This window comes from Solimonas fluminis, assembly GCF_002930645.1.
In the GTDB taxonomy this organism is placed as follows: domain Bacteria; phylum Pseudomonadota; class Gammaproteobacteria; order Nevskiales; family Nevskiaceae; genus Solimonas_A; species Solimonas_A fluminis.
The window spans coordinates 403745-422671 of sequence record NZ_PSNW01000003.1 but is presented as its reverse complement, the minus strand read 5'-3'; the positions used below and the strand labels follow the sequence as shown (position 1 = coordinate 422671).

Genomic DNA, 18927 nt, shown 5'->3' with positions numbered 1-18927 from the left:
AGCCGGCTTGCCGGCGACACCCGTGCCCGTGATCGCGGGTCCCACGGGGATTTCCGCTGGTCACGAGCTCGCTCCCGTACGGAGATCGGGCCGTGTTGAGGTTCGCGATGCGCCGCCTGCTGGCCTCGATCCCGACCCTGCTCGTGCTGATCACGCTGGCCTTCTTCATGATGCGCATCGCCCCGGGCGGCCCCTTCGACAAGGAGCGCTCGCTGCTGCCGGAAATCGAGGCGGCGATCAACGCGGCCTACCACCTGGACGAGCCGCTGTGGCAGCAGTACCTGCGCTACATGGGCGGGCTGGCGCGCGGCGACCTGGGGCCCTCGTTCCAGTACGCCGGCTTCTCGGTGACCGAGCTGATCGCGCAGGGCTTCCCGGTGTCGCTGACGATCGGCCTGCTGAGCATGCTGCTGGCGCTGCTGGTCGGCGGCTCCGCCGGCATCTGGGCGGCGATGCGGCAGAACCGCCTCGGCGACTGGTCGGTGATGACCCTGTCGATGGCCGGCATCTCGCTGCCCAGCTACGTCATCGCGCCGCTGATGATCCTGCTGTTCGCGGTGACGCTGCACTGGCTGCCGGCCGGCGGCTGGGAGCAGGGGCGCTACCTGGACATGCTGATGCCGGTGCTGGCGCTGGCGCTGCCGCAGATCGCCTATATCGCGCGACTGATGCGCGGATCGATGATCGAGGTGCTGCGCTCCAACTTCATCCGCACGGCGCGCGCCAAGGGCCTGCCGGAGCGCCAGGTGATCCTGCGGCATGCCCTCAAGCCGGCGATGATGCCGATCCTGTCCTTCCTCGGCCCCACCGCGGCGGGCGTGATCACCGGCTCGGTGGTGATCGAGCAGATCTTCGGCATTCCGGGCCTGGGGCGCTATTTCGTGCAGGCCGCGATCAACCGCGACTACACCCTGGTGCTGGGGGTGGTGATCTTCTACGGCCTGCTGATCGTGCTGTTCAACTTCCTGGTCGACTTGCTATACGGCGCGCTCGATCCGCGGGTGAGGGTGGAATGAGCGCGAACATGCTTGCCATTGGCACGGGCAGGGGGAACTCATGCCTGCGCCGGCTCACGACGCCAGGATCCCCGATGCGGGACGAGGCCGGGGCGCCGTCCGTGGCGGGACCTCAGTGCGTCCATCCAAGCCCGGCCCGGCCATCCATGGCCGGGCGTTCGGCGACGCAGGCGATGCGATTCCACGCATCGCCACAGCGCATCGCCTCACCCACGCTGCTCGCGCCGCTATGAGCCATCTTCCCCAACCCGTGGCGGGAAGGAGCCTCTGGCAGGACGCCTGGCGGCGCCTGCGCCACAACCGGGCGGCCCTGGTGGCCGGCGGCGTGCTGGCGCTGCTGCTGCTGGCGATCCTGGTCGGCCCGCTGTTCAGCCCCCATGCCTACGATGAGATCGACTTCGACGGCCAGTGGGGCGCCGCCCCGACGCTGCACGACGGACACGTCTTCGGCACCGACAGCGTCGGCCGCGACCTGTTCTCCCGCACCCTGGTGGGCGGGCGCATCTCGCTGATGGTGGGCATCGTCTCCACCCTGGTGTCGCTCCTGATCGGCGTGGCCTACGGCGCCATCGCCGGCTACTACGGCGGCCGGCTGGACCAGGTGATGATGCGCGTGGTGGACGTGCTCTACGCGCTGCCGTTCATGTTCTTCGTGATCCTGCTGATGGTGCTGTTCGGGCGCCACCTGCTGCTGATCTTCGTGGCGATCGGCGCGGTCAACTGGCTGGACATGGCGCGCATCGTGCGCGGCCAGACCCTGTCGCTGCGCCGCCGCGAGTTCATCGACGCCGCCATCGTCTCCGGCACGCCGCCCGGGCAGATCATCCGGCGCCACATCGTGCCCAACCTGATGGGGGTGGTGGTGGTCTACGCCACGCTGACGATTCCGCAGGTGATCCTGGTGGAGTCCTTCCTCAGCTTCCTCGGCCTGGGCGTGCAGGAGCCCATGACCAGCTGGGGCGCGCTGGTCAACGACGGCGCGCGCGAGATGGAGGCCACGATCTGGCCGCTGCTGTTCCCGGCCAGTTTCCTGGCGGTGACGCTGCTGTGCTTCAACTTCCTGGGTGACGGCCTGCGCGACGCGCTGGATCCGAAGGATCGATGAGGGATATGCCAGCCACGCACGCCAAGGGCCCGCTGTACCCTGCTTCCTCCGGGAGAGGGGCAGGGGTAAGAGACGCCGGTCGCCCCGAGTGCCGTGCCGGCGGCCGGGGCGTCCCTCACCCGTCGCTCAAGGGAACACCTGGGCGGCTTTGCCGCCAACGCCCCGACTTCTCCCGGGGTCAGAGGCAAGACATCCGCGGACGCAGGTAGACCATGGCCCTGCTCGAAGTCGACAACCTCGAAATCAGCTTCCGCACGCCGGAGGGCGAGTTGCGGGCGGTCAACGGCCTGTCGCTGGAAGTCGGGGCAGGGGAGGCGCTGGGCGTGGTGGGCGAGTCCGGCTCCGGCAAGTCGCAGACCGCGATGGCGATCATGGGCCTGCTGGCGCGCAATGCCACGGTACGCGGCCGCATCCGCTTCGACGGCCAGGACCTGCTGGGGCTGAAGCCGGCGCAGATGAACCGCATCCGCGGCGCGCAGATCGGCATGGTGTTCCAGGACCCCATGACCAGCCTCAATCCCTACCTGACGGTCGGCACGCAGATGGCCGAGGTGCTGGTGCAGCATCGCGGCATGAACCAGGTGGCGGGCCTGGCGGAGTCCGCGCGCATGCTGGAGGCGGTGCGCATTCCCGATGCCGCGCGGCGGCTCTCGCAATACCCGCACGAGCTGTCCGGCGGCATGCGCCAGCGCGTGATGATCGCCATGACCCTGCTGTGCCGGCCGCGCCTGCTGATCGCCGACGAGCCCACCACGGCGCTGGACGTGACCGTGCAGGCCCAGATCCTGGAACTGCTGGGCGAGCTGCGCCGCGAGTTCGGCGTGGCGGTGATGCTGATCACCCATGACCTCGGCATCGTCGGCGAGCTCTGCGAGCGCACGCTGGTGATGTACGCCGGCCAGCTGATGGAAAGCGGCCCTACGGCGCAGCTGCTGTCCCGTCCCGGCCACCCCTACACCCGCGGCCTGCTGGACTCGCGACCGGCGCTGGATTCGCCGCTGGACGTACCGCTGGCGGCGATACCGGGAACGCCTCCCGACCTGCTGAGGCTGCCCCCCGGCTGCCCCTTCCAGCCGCGCTGCCCCCAGGCCTTCGAGGCCTGCTCACGCCGGCCTGCCGTGGTCGAGCGTCCCGGCGGCGTGCTGCGCGCCTGCCACGCCGGCTGAACGGCCGCCAGGCCCTTCCGGCCCGGGAGGCTGCGGCCGGGCAAATGCAGGCGGCACCACCGCTTGCCGGACTTAGCTCAGGTTGATTCCGCAACGCGATTCCCGATAGATTCCGGACACAAACATCAATCGCGGGGCGACGGGCTGCAAGGCCGGCCACTGCGAAGGCTTCAGCCAGCGGCCGGCGCCCATGCCGGCCAGACCCAAGCGACGGGGGAGAACAATGGGAATGACGATTGCGCGCCGTGGCGAACGCTGCCTGAAGGCGTTTGCTGTCCTTGCGGTATGGGCCTGGTCGGGCGCTGCCAGCGCCATCAGCTTCACCTTGCCCTGGGGCGAGGACGGCGAGCAGATCGAGGGCGTGCTCAACACCACGATCACCGCCGGCGCCTCCTGGCGCACGGAGGACCGCAGCGCGGACCTGGTCGGCAAGTCCAACCTGAATTCAGGCCTCTGCGGCCGCAACCCGGACAACGGGCGCACGCTTTATCAGTCCTGCCAGGGTCTGTTCAAGGACCAGGTCTTCCCCGCCGAGCGGCTGTCGCAGTTCCCGGGCCAGTACTCGATCAACAACGACGACGGCAACCTCAACTACGGCAAGGGCGACCTGACGCAGGCACCGCTGAAGATCACCCAGGACTTCACGTTGTCGATGGGCGACTTCGGCGTATTCGTGAAGGGCCTGTACTTCTACGACTTCGTCAACAACGACTTCACCGAGAACAAGCCCAACGCCATCACGCAGGACAACTACCTGCAGGTGGGCAACGCCGTGGGCGCCGGCACCGATCCGCTGCTGCTGCCGCGCAACGATTCGCGTCCCTGTCCGCCGGGCCGCGAATCCATGGGCGGCGTGGGTCCCTGCTACGTGCTCTACGGCCCCGGCGGCCAGGTGCGCCAGAAGCGCAGCGACGGCGAGACGCTGCGCCAGATCGGCACCGACCTGCAGTTGCTCGACGCTTACTTCTATGGCCAGCTGCCGCTCTGGGACGACAAGCAGCTGACCTTCAAGATCGGCCGCCAGAACTTGAACTGGGGCGAGTCCACGCTGCTGGTGTTCAGCTCCCTCAACACCATCAACCCGATCAACGCCAACAATTTCTACCGCACCGGCTTCCAGGTGGAGGAAGTGTTCCAGCCGGTGGGCATGGCCTATGTCTCGATGGAGCCCTTCGAGAACACCACGCTGGAGGCCTTCTACCAGTACGAGTGGGTGCCGGTGGAGATTCCCGCGGCGGGCTCGTTCTATTCCTTCGTGGACCTGGGCAGCTACAACGCCGTGGACTACTTCAACATCAGCTTCGGCCAGGCCGCGGACGATCCCAACCAGCTGGCGCGCCTGCTGGACAATCCGCTGTCGGGCCTGACCAACACCTCCACCACCGGTTACCGCCTGCGCGACAAGAATCCGGATGACGGAGGTCAGTACGGGGCCTCGCTCAAGTATTTCGCCGAGTGGCTCAACGCCGGCACGGAGATCGGCCTCTACTTTGCCAATTACCACTCGCGCCTGCCCATCGTCAGCGCCTATTCGGTAACCGAGGCCTGCAGCAAGAACACCACCAACACCGTGGAATTCCTGCTGGCCTGTCCGGGCATTCCGCTGCTGGCGGCGCCGCTGCCGGGCTATGGCGGCCCGGACAGCATCCAGAATGGCGACGACGGCCGCCCCAACATCGGCAGCGCGGTCAACTTCGATTCCCTGCGCATCCAGCTGGAGTACCCCGAGGACCAGAAGATGTTCGGCCTCAGCTTCAACACGACGCTGGGCGACTTCTCCATCCAGGGTGAAGTGGCCTACCGCCCCGACGAGCCCCTGCAGGTGGACCTGGAGGACGTGGTCTTCTCGGCTTTCGGCCCGACGCTCTCCAACTGCGGCACGATCGTGAGTTGCGCCGGCACCGGCGGCTTCCTCGGCGAGATCACCGACCTGATCGGCCAGATTCCGGTGGGCAGCCAGCTGGCGCAGTCGCTGAACCTGCTGCTCGGCCAGCTGCAGAACGCCGGCGTCAACATCAACCAGCTGGGCGGCGTCGGCACCTTCCCGGATGGCAGCATCGGCTTCTATCCGGGCAGTGACGCCAATGCCAACTGCCGCGTCGCCGGCAACTGCGACACCTACGACCTGCTGGTGGGCCACATGACCGGGTCCGGCCGTTCGTTCCCGTCCTTCCTGATCCCGTACCGCGGCCAGATCATCGGCACCAACGCGGGCAGCGACCGCAACGCGCCCCTCAACAGCCGCAACCCGGGCTATATCCGCGGCTGGGAAGAGTTCGACACCTACCAGTTCAACCTCGGCGGCACCTATGTCGCGGGCGCCACCGACAACCCGATCGGCGCCGACCAGGTGCTGATGCTGTTCGAGACCGGCGCCACCTGGGTGCCGGGCATGCCGGACCTGGACGTTCTCCAGCTGGAGGCGCCGGGCACCTACCTGCACGCCAGCGCGGGCGCCGACGGCTCGGGTGCCGACGGCTCGGCACAGGCCTGCTCCACCAACCCCGCCTGCGTGATCGGCCCCGACGGCCTGCGCTTCAATCCGCACCAGCAGTCGCTCAAGGGCTTCCCGGACAAGCTGTCCTGGGGCTACGTGATCATCAGCCTGATCCGCTACGAGTCGGTGCTGCCCGGCATCAGCCTGGCGCCGCAGATCGTGTGGAAGCATGACGTGAAGGGCACGGCCCCGGGCCTGGCCGGCAACTTCGTGGAAGGCCGCAAGCAGGCCAACATCACCATCGAGACCCGCTACAAGTCGTCGTTCTCGTTCAACGTCGGCTACACCTGGAATTTCGGCGGCGGCGTCTACAACCTCAACAAGGATCGCGATACCGCGCAGGCCTTCGTCAAGTTCCAGTTCTGACCCCGGCGGGGCGTGCCGGACGGCTGCCCCGCTTCTTTTTGGCTAGAATAATACGATCGTTCAATTATGCAGACTCCGATGCCCGAATCCTCCGCGCCGCTGAGCCGGCGCTCCCTGCTGAAGCTGGGCCTGGCCGCCGGCACCGTGCTGACGGTGTCCAGCCTGGGCGCCGGCCTGGCCGGCTGTTCGCGCCGCGACCATGCGGCCGCGGCCGGCCTGCGCCGCCTGCGCGACGCCGACGTGGAACTGTTCCGCGCCCTGCTGCCGGTGATGCTGGCCGGCAGCCTGCCCGCCGCGGCGCCGCTCGACGGCCACCTGGCGCGTATCGACGACGCGGTGCTGCGCCTGGGTGCCCCGGCGCAGCGCGAGGTGTTCAAGCTGTTCGACCTGTTGCATCTGCGGCCGGCGCGCTGGCTTGCCACCGGCATCGCGGAGCCCTGGCGCGAGGCCACGCCGCAGCAGGTGGCGGCCTTCCTGGAGCGCTGGCGCGACAGCCGCGTGGGCCTGTTCAACGCCGGCTACCTGGCCTTCAACAAGCTCTGCTGCACGGCGCACTACACCCAGCCGGAAGGCTGGGCGCAGATGGGCTATCCCGGGCCGCTGGCCTGGGCCTACGAATCGCTGAATCGCTGAAGGGGGCAGGGCATGGCGATCAACGATCTCTATACCGACGGCATCGCGGGCGGCTGGAAGGTACGCGACGCTTCCACCTTCACCGCGGACCAGGTGCTCGAAGCCGACGTGGCCATCGTCGGCAGCGGCGCCGGCGGCGGCACGGCCGCGCAGATCCTCAGTGCGGCCGGCCTGCGTGTCCTGATCCTGGAGGAGGGGCCGCTGCAGACCGCGCGCGACTTCCGCGACATGAACGAGGCGCGCGCCTACGCCACGCTCTACCAGGAGGGCGCCGGCCGCTCCAGCTCCGATGGCGCGCTGCAGATCCTGCAGGGCCGTGCCGTAGGCGGCACCACCACGGTCAACTGGACCTCCAGTTTCCGCACGCCGCCGGAAACGCTGAAGCACTGGGCTACCCGGCACGGCGTGCGCGAGGCCTCGGAGCAGGACCTCGCCCCCTGGTTCCAGCGCATGGAGGAACAGCTCGGCGTGGCGCCCTGGGGCATGCCACCCAATGCCAACAACGCCGTGCTGCGTGACGGCGCGGCGAAGCTGGACTGGGAATGGCATGTGATCCCGCGAAACGTGCGCGGCTGCTGGAACCTCGGCTACTGCGGCACGGGCTGTCCGACCAACGCCAAGCAGTCGATGCTGGTGACCACCATCCCGCAGTCGCTGCGCCAGGGCGCGGAACTGGTGCACCACCTGCGCGTGCAGGCGCTGCGCTTCGAGGGCGGACGCGTCGCCGGCCTGGAGGCGCGGGCGCTCAAGCCCGACGCCCTCGCGCCCAGCGGCGTGCGCGTGACGGTCCGCGCGCGCCACTATGTGCTGTCCGGCGGCGCCATCAACACGCCGGCGCTGCTGCTGCGCAGCGCCGCGCCCGATCCGCACGGCCAGCTCGGCCTGCGCACCTGCGTGCACCCGGTGGTGCTGAGCATCGCCGAGATGCCGCAGAAGGTGGATGGCTACTACGGCGCGCCGCAGTCCATCGCCAGCGATCACTTCCAGTGGAAGCAGGGCGCCACCGGCGCCTGCGGCTTCAAGCTGGAAGTGCCGCCGATGATGCCGGCGCTGCTGTCCACCATGTTCGGCCGCTTTGGTGCGGAGCTGAAGGACGAGGTGGGCCACCTGCCGCAGCTCAACGCCGCGCTGGCGCTGCTGCGCGACGGCTTCGTCGAGGAGTCGCCCGGTGGCCGCGTGCGGATCGACGACGCCGGCGAGCCGCTGCTGGACTACGATTTCAGCGAGTACCTCTGGCAGGGCATGCGCGAGGCCTACCGGCGCATGGCGGAGCTGCAGTTCGCCGCCGGCGCCCGGCGCGTGCGCCAGGTGCACCTGGACGCGCGCTGGGCCGGCAACGCCGGCGACGCCCTGCGCCACGTCGAGACGCTGCGCATGGTGAAGTTCCGTACCGGCCTGTTCAGCGCGCACCTGATGGGCGGCTGCGCCATGGGCGGCGATCCCAAGACCAGCGTCACCGACAGCCACGGCCGGCACCACCAGTTGGAGAACCTGCATGTGCTCGACGGCTCGCTGTTCCCGACCAGCATCGGCGCCAACCCGCAGCTTTCGATCTACGGGCTGGTGGCCAAGCATGCGACGCGGCTGGCGGGAGAATTGGCCAAGGGCTGAGATTCCCGGGGCGCGCCTTTTCACTGTCCAAAACCGCGCCGCCTGTCAACGCTGACGCCGGTCGGCGGGAGGAGTAATCTCGCGCCGTCTTCGGCCGTGAACGTGCCCGCTCCCGGGCCAGCCGCCGCGCCGGAGCCGGCATGAAGCATTTCTTCCAGGGTCTGGGCCGCATCCTGGTCGGGCGACCGCTCGACCCGCTGGATCCCCGCACGCGTCACAGCCTCGCCCTGGTGGCCTTCCTGGCCTGGGTGGGCCTGGGTGCGGACGGCCTGTCGTCCAGCGCCTATGGTCCCGAGGAAGCCTTCCGGGCGCTCGGCGAGCATTCCCACCTTGGCCTCTGGCTGGTGATCGCCACCGCCATCACGGTGTTCGTGATCGCGCTGGCCTACAACCAGGTGATCGAGCTGTTTCCCTCGGGGGGCGGCGGCTACAAGGCGGCCACCAAGCTGATCGGTCCCTACGCCGGACTGGTGTCCGGCTCGGCGCTGATCATCGACTACGTGCTGACCATCACCATCTCCGTCGCCGCCGGCGTGGATGCGATCTTCAGCTTCCTGCCGCCGCAATGGCTGGGCTGGAAGCTGGCGGCTCAGGCGTTCGCGTTGCTGCTGCTGCTGGGACTCAACCTGCGCGGCATGAAGGAATCGATCCGCGTGCTGCTGCCGCTGTTCCTCGGCTTCTTCGTCTCGCACCTGTTCCTGATCGTCTACGGCATCTACGCCCATGTCGAGGTGCTGGACACCCTGTTCACCCAGACGGTGCAGGAAACCCATGAGCTGGCCGGCACCGCGGGCTGGCTTTTCACGATCGCGCTGCTGCTCAAGGCCTACTCGCTCGGCGGTGGCACCTATACCGGCCTGGAGGCGGTGTCGAACAACGTCAACATCCTGGCCGAGCCGCGCGTGCGCACCGGCCACCTGACGATGCTCTACATGGCCTTGTCGCTGGCCTTCGTCGCGTCCGGCATCCTGCTGCTGTACCTGCTCTGGGAGGTCGAGCCGGTCCACGGCCAGACCCTCAACGCCGTGACCTTCGGCATGATCATCGACAGCTTCGGCTTTGCCGATCCCGGCCTGTCGCATGCCCTGCTGGTGGGCGTGCTGGTGCTGGAAGCCTGCCTGCTGTTCGTGGGCGCCAACACCGGCTTCCTCGGCGGCCCCGCGGTGCTGGCCAACATGGCGGCCGACCGCTGGGTGCCGCGCCAGTTCCGCCAGCTGTCCAGCCGGCTGGTGACGCAGAACGGCGTGCTGCTGATGGGGGCCGCCGCGCTGGCCGTGCTGCTGTGGAGCCGCGGCAGCGTGCACCTGCTGGTGGTGCTGTACTCGATCAACGTGTTCATCACCTTCACGCTGGCCATGGCCGGCCTCTGCCGCCACTGGCTGGACCAGCGCCGCTTCATGCAGCCCTGGCTGCGCTCCTTCCTGCTGTCGGCCCTGGGATTCACGGTCTGCGCCTTCATCCTGCTGGTGACGCTGGTGGAGAAATTCGCCCACGGCGGCTGGGTGACGCTGCTGATCACCGGCAGCGTCGCGGGCCTGGGGCTGATGATCCATCGCCACTACGAGGGCGTGGCGCGGCAGATGGCGCTGATCGAGAACCACTTCGCGCCGCGCCCGACCTGGGACATCGACGCCGAGAATCCGCCCGAGGACAAGACGGCTCCCACCGCGGTGTTCCTGGTCGGCAACAACCGCGGCGCCGCCATGGTGATGCTGGAATGGGCGCGCAAGCAGTTCCCCGAACGCTTCCGCAACTACCTGTTCGTCTCGGTGGGCGAGGTGGACAAGCAGAGTTTCGACGGCGGCGGGGCGATCAAGTCGCTGCAGGTGCGCATCGACAACTCCCTGCGCTACCTCACCAGCTATTGCGCCAGCCGCGGCCTGCGCGCGGCCAGCTACCAGGCCTACGGCAACGATCCCCTCCAGGAGCTTTCGGCGCTGCTGGAACAGGTGCTGGACGAGTATCCCGACAGCCTCTGCTTCGCCAGCCAGCTGATGTTCGAGCACGACCACACGGTCACGCGCTTCCTGCACAACCAGATGCCGCTGGCCATGCAGCGCCAGCTCAGCCTGCGCGGCAAGGAGCTGGTGATCGTGCCGCTGCGCGTGCCCGAGATCCCCCAGGACAACCGCGAGCGTTTCAGCACGTCGCGCTAGGGCCTGTTAACACTACGGCTGTCGCAGCGACGGCCGTAGTGTTAACAGGCCCTAGTCCGGCGCGGCCGCGCCGAGCTGTCCCGGCGCCTGTGGGGGCTGCGAAAAAAAGCCCGCCGGAGGGCGGGTCTTTCGTTCCTGGAGACGGTGCCCTCAGGCGCCTTCCGCCTCCGGCGCCAGCGGGACCGCCTCGGGCTCGCCGAGGAACCGGGGCTGGGTGTTGAGCACGAAGATGTCGAGGATGGCGCCGACGCGGGCGAAGATCTCGCGCATCGGGTGGCGGTTGCCCGGACGGCCGTCGGCGTTGGCGGGCGCGATGAAACCGTAGGCCGGGATGTCGAACTTGCGCGCGATGAACACGGCGCGATAGCTGTGGTACTTCTGCGTGATGATGGTCATGCGCGACAGCTTGAACACCTGCTTGGCGCGCACCACGGAGTCGAAGGTGCGGAAGCCGGCGAAGTCCATCGTGATGGCCTCTTCCGGCACGCCGGCCTGCATCAGCGCCTTGCGCATGGCGCGCGGCTCGTTGTAGGTCTCGTCGGGGTTGGCGCCGCTGACGATCAGGTGCTTGACCTTGCCGACGCGGTACAGCTCGGCGGCCGCGTCGATGCGGCCCTGGAAGGCCGGGCTGGTCTTGCCCGAGGCGAGGAAGGGGCTGGTGCCGAGCACCAGCCCCACGTCGTTGTCCGGCAGCAGCGCCCACTTGTCGGTGATGTAGCCGTCGCTGCTGTTGATGACCCAGCGGTTGCCCAGCAGGATCACCAGCAGGAAGGTCCAGAGCAGGCTCCAGGACCAGCGGCGGACGCGGCGTCGGGTGGATGGCTTCAAGCGACCAGGCCCCACATCATGTAGAAGAACATCAGGATCTGGGCCAGGTAGAAGGCCGCCCGCAGCATGACCAGCCAGTGCGAGACGCCGATGAGGTGGACCACGCTCTGGCCGATGCGGGCGGCGAGCACGGCGCAGCCCAGGGCGTCGACCACCGGCGCCTTGCCCATGGCATAGCCCGCCAGGACGATGGCGGCGAACACGGGCAGGTTTTCCAGGCAGTTGAAATGGGCATGTTCGAGGCGTTTGACCAAGCTCGGGCGCTCGCGTTCCGCGCCGCGGGTCCAGGAATCTGCCTTGACGCCGCGCAGGATTTCGATGCCGCGCCAGTTGACGGCCAGGAAGACGAGCAGCAGGGTCCAGGCGGTGAAGCCGATCAGTGCGACGAGTGCAGACATGGTTCTCCCCTCAGTTTATCGATGGTGATGGACAGCGTGGTTCAGTGGGCCAGCTTCTTCATGCCCTGCTCCAGGCCGGAGAGGGTCATGGGGAACATGCGCTCCCGGCCGAGGAGCTCCTGGGTGATCTGCACGGACTGGGTATGCTCCCAGTACTGCGGGTTCTCGGGGTTCAGCCAGATCAGGTGCGGGAAGACATCCATCACGCGCTTGAACCACTGCGCGCCGGCCTCCTCGTTCCAGTGCTCGACGCTGCCGCCGGGCTGGACGATCTCGTAGGGGCTCATGGTGGCGTCGCCGACGAAGATCACCTTGTAGTCGGGCGTGTACTTGTGAAGGATGTCGTAGAGCGGGATGCGCTCGCCGTGGCGGCGGCTGTTGTCCTTCCACACCGTCTCGTAGATGAAATTGTGGAAGTAGAAGTACTCCAGGTGCTTGAACTCGGTCTTGGCGGCCGAGAACAGTTCCTCGCAGACGCGCACGTGCGGGTCCATGGAGCCGCCCACGTCGAGGAACAGCAGCACCTTCACCGCGTTGTGGCGCTCCGGCACCATCTTGATGTCGAGGTAGCCGGCGTTGCGAGCGGTGGAGCGGATGGTGTCGTCCAGGTCCAGCACGTCGGGCGAACCCTCGCGGGCGAAGCGGCGCAGGCGGCGCAGCGCCACCTTGATGTTGCGGGTGCCCAGCTCGATCGTGTCGTCCAGGTTGCGGAATTCGCGCTTCTCCCAGACCTTGACCGCGGTCTTGCCGCCGCCCTGGCCGCCGATGCGCACGCCCTCGGGATTGTAGCCGCCGTTGCCGAAGGGCGAGGTGCCGCCGGTGCCGATCCACTTGTTGCCGCCCTCGTGGCGCTCCTTCTGCTCCTCCAGGCGCTGCTTGAGCACCTCCATGAGCTTGTCCAGGCCGCCCAGCGCTTCGATCTTGGCCTTCTCCTCGTCGGTCAGCAGCTTCTGGGCCTGCAGGCGCAGCCACTCCTCGGGCACGCTGGCGAACAGCTCGCCGGTCAGGGCCTCGATGCCCTTGAAGTAGGCGGCGAAGGCGCGGTCGAAGCGGTCGAACTGCGACTCGTCCTTGACCAGCGAGGTGCGGGCCAGGAAGTAGAAGTCGTCCAGCGAGAAGATCGCGACGTTCTTGGACAGGGCCTCGAGCAGCGTGAGGAACTCGCTGAGGCTGGACTTGAGCCCGGCGGCGCGCAGTGCGAAGAAGAACGAGAACAGCATGGGAAGCCCTACCGTGTCGGCGTTGTCCGACATTCTAGCGGCTAGGGCCGGGGCGCAGGAAAAACGCGGGATTACCCGCCCTGGAGCGGGTGCGGGAGGCGCCGGGAGCCTCAGGCCGCGGCCGGGACCGGCTTGCGCAGCGGGGTGACCTTGGGCGAGGCCTGGTTCAGGTGGTCCAGCTGCACCCAGCGCAGGATGTGGATCTGGCCGTTCTGGTCTTCGGCCAGGGCGGTGCAGCTCTCCACCCAGTCGCCACAATTGTAGTAGTCGACGCCGTCGATCCTGCGCGCCTCGGCGTGGTGGATGTGGCCGCAGACCACGCCGTCGAGCTTGCGGCGGCGGCATTCGTGCGCCAGGGATTCCTCGAAGGTGGAGACGACGTTGACCGCGGTCTTGACGTGCTGCTTGGCGAAGGCCGACAGCGACCAGTAGCGCATGCCCAGCAGCGAACGGCCGCGGTTGAACCAGTAGTTGAAGCGCATGGTGCCTTCGTACAGCGCGTCGCCGGCCATCGCGATCCACTTGTGGTAGCGGGTGATGACGTCGAAGAAGTCGCCGTGGATGACCAGCAGGCGGCGCCCGTCGGCGGTGATGTGCACCGCCTCGTTGGCCAGGCGCATGTTGCCGATCTCCAGGCGGTAGTCGACGAACTTGCGCAGGAACTCGTCGTGGTTGCCCGTGATGTAGACCACCTGCGTGTCGCGCTTGGCCTTGGTCAGGATCTTGCGGACCACGTTGGTGTGCTCCTGCGGCCAGAACCAGCCGCCGGAGAGCTTCCAGCCGTCGACGATGTCGCCGACCAGGTACAGGGTGTCGCAGGTGTGCGCCTTCAGGAAGTCGACCAGGTGGTCGGCCTTGCAGCCGGCCGTGCCCAGGTGCACGTCGGAGATCCAGATCGTGCGGTAGTGGGTCTTGGCCTCGTTGTTCGCGTCATCCTTTTTCATGCGTCTCAGCTTGCGCCGGAGGCTTGAAGCGAAGATGACAGGGAGATGACGCTTTTGTGTCAGAGCCCCTGGCGGCGCAGGAAGTCGGCCACCACGGCATGGGTGCCGGCCGGGTCCTCCTGCATGAAGCAATGGCCCCCGGGCAGGGTCAGGAACTCGACCCGGGGAGCGAGGCGCTGCGTCACCCGCCTTGCCCAGGGGAAGAAGCCGTAGCTGGACTGGCCGCTGACGAACAGGGCCGGGCACTGCAGGCGGCGGAAGGCGCGCCAGGGCCAGACCGGCTGCTCGAAGATCTGGGCCTCGATCTCGCGCGGGCAGGCCAGTTCCACTTCCTCGCCCTGACCGCTGGGGCGCAGGGCATGGTCCACGAAGGCCTGCATCGCCTCCGCCGTCCAGCCGGCATAGATGCCGCGGCCCTGCAGGCGCGCCAGTGCCTCGGCGCGGCTCGGCCAGCGCTCGCGGCGGCGGCGCGCGCCCGCCGCCATCGGATGGCGCCCGACGAAGCTGCCGAGGCGCACCGCGGCCCACATGGGGCCGGGCATGACGATGGGGTCCAGCAGCACCACGGCGCGGAACAGGCCCGGATGCTCGGCCGCCAGGCGCAGGGTCAGGGCGCCGCCGAAGCTGTGGCCGATGCCCACCAGCGGGCCCCGGTCCAGCCCCTGGGCGGCGATCACCGCCCGGGCGCGCTCCAAGACGGCCGCCACGCCCGAGAAGGCTGCGGGCGCCTCGCTGGCCCCGTGGCCCTCGATATCGCTGCAGAACAGGCCGTGGCGGGGCAGGAAGCCCCGCAGGAACGGCCAGTAGACGCCGCCGCAGAAGCCGTTGCCGTGCAGGAAGTGCAGGGTGGGCTCCGGGCCCGGGGCGCGGCGTCCGCGCCAGGTGGGCTGGCCGGGGCGGCGGTCCTCGGTGAGGGCCAGGCTGCCGTAGTCCTTAGCAGCGGAAGTGATATCCATAGGGTCTTTGCGCATTCGGCCTTGATTCTGGCACGGCCGCTTATAATGGATGGTCTTACTGTCGAATTTCCGCTGGAGCTGCACATGAGCCTGGACCTGCAAGCCGTCAACCGCGACCTGGGGCGCGACCCCGAGGGGCTGATCGCCTGGGCGCTGGCCCAGGATCCGGGCGCCATCATCACCAGCAACTTCCGGCCCTTCTCCGCCGCCATCCTGCATCTGGTGACGCGCCAGCGGCCCGATATCCCGGTGGTCTGGATGGACAACGGCTACAACACGGCGGCCACCTACCAGTTCGCCGACCAGGTCACCGAGCAGCTCAAGCTGCGCCGACTGATCTACCAGCCGCTGCGCTCGCGCGCCCACCGCGAGGCAGTGGACGGTGCCCAGGTTCCCGCCCTGGACACGCCGGAACACGACCGCTTCACCGAGGAGGTGAAGCTGGAGCCCTTCCGCCGCGCGCTGCGCGAGCTGCAGCCGAAGATCTGGATCACCGGCGTGCGCAGCGGCGATACGGCGCACCGCGCCGGCATGGACCCGGTGTCGCTGGACAGCCGCGGGGTGATCAAGGTGGCGCCGATCCTGCACTGGAGCTCCAGGGAGCTGTGGCAGTACCTCAAGCAGCACGGGCTGCCGGACAACCTCGACTACTACGATCCGACCAAGGGCGACGACAAGCGCGAGTGCGGCCTGCAGACCGCGTGATGCTCAGCGACCTCTTCCCTCTCCCGCATGCGGCAGAGGGAAGAAATCATTCGATCCCGAGCTTCTTGATGCGGTAGCGCAGCGAGCGGAACGACATCCCCAGCAGCTCCGCCGCCTTGGTCTTGTTGAAGCGCGCCTTCTCCAGCGCGTCCTGGATGGCCTTGCGCTCGATGTCTTCCATCTGGTCTTCCAGCGCGCCGCCGGCCGGGCCGGCATCCGAGCCGGGCAGCTGGCGCAGCTGCAGGTCCAGGGCGGTGATCTGCTCCCCGTCGCAGAGCGTGATGGCGCGCTCCAGGATGTTCTCCAGCTCGCGCACGTTGCCGGGGAAGGGGTAGCCCTGCAGCGCCTTGCGGGCCTCGGCGTCCAGCGTGGGGCGGCCGGGCAGGGCGATGTCGCGCGCCAGGCGCGCCAGGATGTGGTCGGCCAGCAGGGGGATGTCCTGGGCGCGCTCGCGCAGCGGCGGCGTGCGCACCTCGATGACGTTGAGGCGGTAGAACAGGTCCTGGCGGAAGGCGCCGCGCGCCACCAGCTCGGCCAGGTTCTTGTGGGTGGCCGAGGTGATGCGCACGTTGACCGGCACCTCCGCCTCGCTGCCGACCGGGCGCACGGCCCGCTCCTGCAATGCGCGCAGCAGCTTGACCTGCATGTGCAGCGGCAGGTCGGCGACCTCGTCCAGGAACAGCGTGCCGCCCTCCGCCGCCTGGAACAGGCCCGGCTTGTCCTTGAGGGCACCGGTGAAGCTGCCCTTGAGGTGGCCGAAGAACTCGCTTTCCATCAGCTCAGAGGGAATGGCGCCGCAGTTGACCGGTACGAAGGGGCCGCCGGCGCGCGGGCCGCGGCTGTGGATCAGCCGCGCCACCAGTTCCTTGCCGGTGCCGGATTCGCCGGCGATGTGCACCGGGGCCTGGCTGCGGGCAAGGCGGTCGATCATGCCGCGCAGCTGGCGCACGCTGTCGTGCTCGCCGAGCAGGCCGCCGTCGTCGCTGGCGGCCCTGTCGTCGCGCCCGCGCAGCTTCAGCGCCGCGTCCACCAGCTTGCGCAGCGACTGCAGGTCCACCGGCTTGGAGACGAAGTCGAAGGCCCCGGCCTTGAGGCTCTCCACCGCCGCCTGCGAGCTGCCGTAGGCGGTGATCACCGCCACCGGCGTCTGCGGGTGGTGCTTCTGGATGTGCTGCACCAGGCTGATGCCGTTGCCGTCGGGCAGGCGCATGTCGGTGATGCAGAAGTCGAAGGACTGCTCGCTCAGCAGGCGGCGGGCGTCCTGCAGGCTGGCGGCGGAGCGCGTCTTCAGCCCCATGCGGGACAGCGTGATCTCCACCAGTTCCCGGATATCGGCTTCGTCATCGACGATCAGTGCGGCAGCGCCTTTCATTCTCGCGGTTCCATCGAAAACAGGATGCGGAAACAGGCACCCCGGGTCTGCGGCACGAGTTGCAGCCGCGAGTGATTGTATTCGCAGATTTCACGCGCCAGGTACAGGCCCAGGCCGGTTCCCGCGCTGTGGGTGGTGAAGAACGGCTCGAACACCTTGTCGGACAGGTCCTGGGAGATGCCGGGACCGTTGTCGGCGATCTCCAGGTAGATGCGGCCATTGTCCAGCCGCTCGGCATGCATCAGCACGCGCGGCGGCCCGCCGGCGGCGGCGCCGTGCTCGAAACTGTTGTCCCAGAGGTTGAACAGCACCTGCTGCAGGTGGCCCGGGTCGAAGCGCACCTGCAGGCTGGCCGGCACGTCGAGCAGGTCCAGGGCTCGGGAGGACTGCGGATAGCCCTCCTGGTAGACCGCGATGGTGCGCTGCAGCCAGTCGCGCAGCACCAGGGTCTCCTGGCGCGCATCGTCGCGGCGCGACAGCTCCAGCACGTCGCGCACGATCTTGTCGATGCGCCCGGAATGGCGCTGGATCATGCCCAGAAGGCGCTGGTTCTCGCCCTGGATCTCGCTGGACTCGGCCAGCAGCTGGCCGGCGTGGGTGATCGCCGAGAGCGGGTTGCGGATCTCGTGGGCGATGCTGGCCGACAGGCGTCCGAGCGCCGCCAGCTTCATCTGCTGCGCCTGCTCGCGCAGCTGGCCGGCGCTGTCGATCAGGACCAGCACCGGCGCCTGGGCGCCCCAGCCGAGGCGGGTGAAGCGCAGCAGCAGTTCCTGGCCGTGCGGATTCTCGCTGAAGGGCTGCAGCGCGCCGGGGTCGTTGTCCTGCCACAGGCGCAGCTGCTGCTCCAGGCGGGGAAGATCCTCGGACAGCAGGCGGCCGATGCCGGGGCTGCGGCCCAGCAGGCGCCGCGCCGCGGCATTGACGGTGCGGATGCGCCGCCCGGCGTCCACCACCAGCACGCCGGTCTGCATGGCCTCGATGATGCTCTCGTTGAGGCGCGACAGGTTGGCGAACTCGCTGCCGACGCGCTCGGCGATGGCCTCGCTGCGGCGGGCGCGCTGGGCCACGGTGTTGGCGGCCATGTTGATGGCGAACAGCATCAGGCCCAGCACGCCGGTCTGGGTGTAGTCCGAGGCATCGAAGCGCAGCTGCTGCAGCTGGCGGATGGTCTCTTCGCCGAACATGGTCAGCGTGGCGATGGCGGCCTGCAGCACCGCCATGCGCGGGGTCAGGATCAGGCTGCAGCCGATGATCGGCGTCAGCAGCAGCACGCCCAGGCCCTCGGGGACGCCGCCGGTGGCATAGACCAGCCAGGTGACCATGGCCAGGTCGCCGGCGAAATGCACGTGGGCCTGCACCTGCAGGCGCGGCGAGCGGTAGACCACCAGCAGCAGCAGGAACAGCGCCAGGATGGCGTAGCTGTAGCAGGCCAGCCGGAAGCTGTCGCTGTGGAACTGCTGGAAGAAGTTGGCGCCGAAGCCGCTCTGGTGCAGCACCAGCAGCAGGCTCACCAGCGACAGGCGATAGAGTCCCAGCGCGGAGAGGACGCGCCAGTCTTCGGGACGCGGAGCGGAGCTCTCCGCCGTCATTCGCTGCAGCGGCCGCAGCGTCCGTCGCGCGACAGGGCCTTGGCCGGCAGGTAGGTCCCGCACTTCTGGCAGCGTTCCATCGGCTCGAACTGCTCCTGCTGCGGCGGCCGCTGCAGCGGCTGCGAGCGCACGAAGTACTGGAACAGGCGCCAGGCGATCCAGGCCAGGGCGGCAAGCAAAAGCAGGCGGACGATCATCGGCACCGCTCGAAGAGGTGGGCGGGCATTGTAGGACAGCGCGCCGCCAGGCAACTCGAATGAGAGTTAATCATCGCAATAAATAATAATGTTTGACCATTAATCACATACTGCCCACCGGGAAGCGCCTCGCCTCGTCCAAATGGTGTTTTGCCTTCGTGGAATCGC

Annotated in this window: 16 protein-coding genes; 8 read left to right on the top strand and 8 right to left on the bottom strand. The window is 68.3% G+C overall.

What is annotated here, in order from left to right:
- Window positions 1-92 precede the first annotated feature (92 nt).
- The 7 genes from oppB to C3942_RS08260 all read left to right on the top strand — a co-directional run bounded on the left by oppB (window position 93) and on the right by C3942_RS08260 (window position 10550).
- On the top strand, window positions 93-1016 hold the full coding sequence (oppB, locus tag C3942_RS08290; RefSeq protein ID WP_104229903.1) for an oligopeptide ABC transporter permease OppB: 924 nt from the start codon (window positions 93-95) through the stop codon (window positions 1014-1016).
- 229 nt (window positions 1017-1245) lie between these two features.
- Window positions 1246-2121: an ABC transporter permease subunit gene (locus C3942_RS08285; protein ID WP_104229902.1), complete on the top strand. Its 876-nt coding sequence runs from the start codon at window positions 1246-1248 to the stop codon at window positions 2119-2121.
- 212 nt (window positions 2122-2333) lie between these two features.
- A complete protein-coding gene (locus C3942_RS08280) occupies window positions 2334-3287 on the top strand; it encodes an ABC transporter ATP-binding protein (protein WP_104229901.1) in 954 nt (317 codons plus the stop codon).
- A gap of 229 nt (window positions 3288-3516) precedes the next feature.
- Window positions 3517-6150, top strand: coding sequence for a DUF1302 domain-containing protein (locus tag C3942_RS22640; protein WP_243393545.1), 2634 nt, complete (start codon window positions 3517-3519; stop codon window positions 6148-6150).
- A 78-nt stretch (window positions 6151-6228) separates the two neighbouring features.
- Window positions 6229-6783, top strand: a complete 555-nt coding sequence (locus tag C3942_RS08270; RefSeq protein WP_133164273.1) for a hypothetical protein — start codon at window positions 6229-6231, stop codon at window positions 6781-6783.
- Between the two features lie 12 nt (window positions 6784-6795).
- A complete protein-coding gene (locus C3942_RS08265) occupies window positions 6796-8394 on the top strand; it encodes a GMC family oxidoreductase (protein ID WP_104229898.1) in 1599 nt (532 codons plus the stop codon).
- Window positions 8395-8534: 140 nt separating this feature from the next.
- A complete protein-coding gene (locus tag C3942_RS08260; RefSeq protein ID WP_104229897.1) occupies window positions 8535-10550 on the top strand; it encodes an APC family permease in 2016 nt (671 codons plus the stop codon).
- Between the two features lie 150 nt (window positions 10551-10700).
- Here C3942_RS08260 and C3942_RS08255 read toward each other — a convergent pair whose 3' ends face one another.
- The 5 genes from C3942_RS08255 to C3942_RS08235 all read right to left on the bottom strand — a co-directional run bounded on the left by C3942_RS08255 (window position 10701) and on the right by C3942_RS08235 (window position 14896).
- Window positions 10701-11378 carry a SanA/YdcF family protein gene (locus C3942_RS08255; protein ID WP_104229896.1) on the bottom strand — a complete coding sequence of 226 codons (678 nt, stop codon included), beginning with the start codon at window positions 11376-11378 and terminating at the stop codon, window positions 10701-10703.
- Complete coding sequence (locus C3942_RS08250) at window positions 11375-11776, bottom strand: MAPEG family protein (RefSeq protein WP_104229895.1); 402 nt, start codon at window positions 11774-11776, stop codon at window positions 11375-11377. Before C3942_RS08250 ends, C3942_RS08255 begins: the two co-directional genes overlap by 4 nt.
- 41 nt (window positions 11777-11817) lie before the next feature.
- Entirely contained in the window at window positions 11818-12996 is a 1179-nt protein-coding gene (locus tag C3942_RS08245; protein WP_104229894.1) for a vWA domain-containing protein, read from the bottom strand.
- Window positions 12997-13106: 110 nt separating this feature from the next.
- Window positions 13107-13940: a UDP-2,3-diacylglucosamine diphosphatase gene (locus C3942_RS08240; protein WP_104229893.1), complete on the bottom strand. Its 834-nt coding sequence runs from the start codon at window positions 13938-13940 to the stop codon at window positions 13107-13109.
- Window positions 13941-13999: 59 nt separating this feature from the next.
- Entirely contained in the window at window positions 14000-14896 is an 897-nt protein-coding gene (locus tag C3942_RS08235) for an alpha/beta fold hydrolase (protein WP_165797381.1), read from the bottom strand.
- 84 nt (window positions 14897-14980) lie between these two features.
- Here C3942_RS08235 and C3942_RS08230 point away from each other — a divergent pair, with 84 nt between their 5' ends.
- Window positions 14981-15601 (top strand): phosphoadenosine phosphosulfate reductase domain-containing protein, encoded by a 621-nt coding sequence (locus C3942_RS08230; protein WP_207766015.1) that lies wholly within the window; start codon window positions 14981-14983, stop codon window positions 15599-15601.
- Window positions 15602-15647: 46 nt separating this feature from the next.
- On the opposite strand, the gene C3942_RS08225 is transcribed toward C3942_RS08230, so the two are convergent.
- Genes C3942_RS08225 through C3942_RS08215 form a run of 3 tightly spaced genes read right to left on the bottom strand, consistent with a single transcriptional unit; the run spans window position 15648 to window position 18759 of the window.
- Window positions 15648-16973 (bottom strand): sigma-54-dependent transcriptional regulator, encoded by a 1326-nt coding sequence (locus C3942_RS08225; protein WP_104229891.1) that lies wholly within the window; start codon window positions 16971-16973, stop codon window positions 15648-15650.
- A complete protein-coding gene (locus tag C3942_RS08220; RefSeq protein WP_104229890.1) occupies window positions 16970-18562 on the bottom strand; it encodes a sensor histidine kinase in 1593 nt (530 codons plus the stop codon). The genes C3942_RS08225 and C3942_RS08220 overlap by 4 nt, the downstream gene beginning before the upstream one ends.
- Entirely contained in the window at window positions 18559-18759 is a 201-nt protein-coding gene (locus C3942_RS08215) for a hypothetical protein (protein WP_104229889.1), read from the bottom strand. Before C3942_RS08215 ends, C3942_RS08220 begins: the two co-directional genes overlap by 4 nt.
- Window positions 18760-18927 lie beyond the last annotated feature (168 nt).

Coding starts and splice junctions, on each gene's coding strand:
- C3942_RS08285 (WP_104229902.1), top strand. CDS start 1,246: ATGAGCCATCTTCCCCAACCCGTGGCGGGAAGGAGCCTCTGGCAGGAC.
- C3942_RS08280 (WP_104229901.1), top strand. CDS start 2,334: ATGGCCCTGCTCGAAGTCGACAACCTCGAAATCAGCTTCCGCACGCCG.
- C3942_RS22640 (WP_243393545.1), top strand. CDS start 3,517: ATGACGATTGCGCGCCGTGGCGAACGCTGCCTGAAGGCGTTTGCTGTC.
- C3942_RS08270 (WP_133164273.1), top strand. CDS start 6,229: ATGCCCGAATCCTCCGCGCCGCTGAGCCGGCGCTCCCTGCTGAAGCTG.
- C3942_RS08265 (WP_104229898.1), top strand. CDS start 6,796: ATGGCGATCAACGATCTCTATACCGACGGCATCGCGGGCGGCTGGAAG.
- C3942_RS08260 (WP_104229897.1), top strand. CDS start 8,535: ATGAAGCATTTCTTCCAGGGTCTGGGCCGCATCCTGGTCGGGCGACCG.
- C3942_RS08250 (WP_104229895.1), bottom strand. CDS start 11,776: ATGTCTGCACTCGTCGCACTGATCGGCTTCACCGCCTGGACCCTGCTG.
- C3942_RS08245 (WP_104229894.1), bottom strand. CDS start 12,996: ATGCTGTTCTCGTTCTTCTTCGCACTGCGCGCCGCCGGGCTCAAGTCC.
- C3942_RS08240 (WP_104229893.1), bottom strand. CDS start 13,940: ATGAAAAAGGATGACGCGAACAACGAGGCCAAGACCCACTACCGCACG.
- C3942_RS08235 (WP_165797381.1), bottom strand. CDS start 14,896: ATGGATATCACTTCCGCTGCTAAGGACTACGGCAGCCTGGCCCTCACC.
- C3942_RS08230 (WP_207766015.1), top strand. CDS start 14,981: ATGAGCCTGGACCTGCAAGCCGTCAACCGCGACCTGGGGCGCGACCCC.
- C3942_RS08225 (WP_104229891.1), bottom strand. CDS start 16,973: ATGAAAGGCGCTGCCGCACTGATCGTCGATGACGAAGCCGATATCCGG.
- C3942_RS08220 (WP_104229890.1), bottom strand. CDS start 18,562: ATGACGGCGGAGAGCTCCGCTCCGCGTCCCGAAGACTGGCGCGTCCTC.
- C3942_RS08215 (WP_104229889.1), bottom strand. CDS start 18,759: ATGATCGTCCGCCTGCTTTTGCTTGCCGCCCTGGCCTGGATCGCCTGG.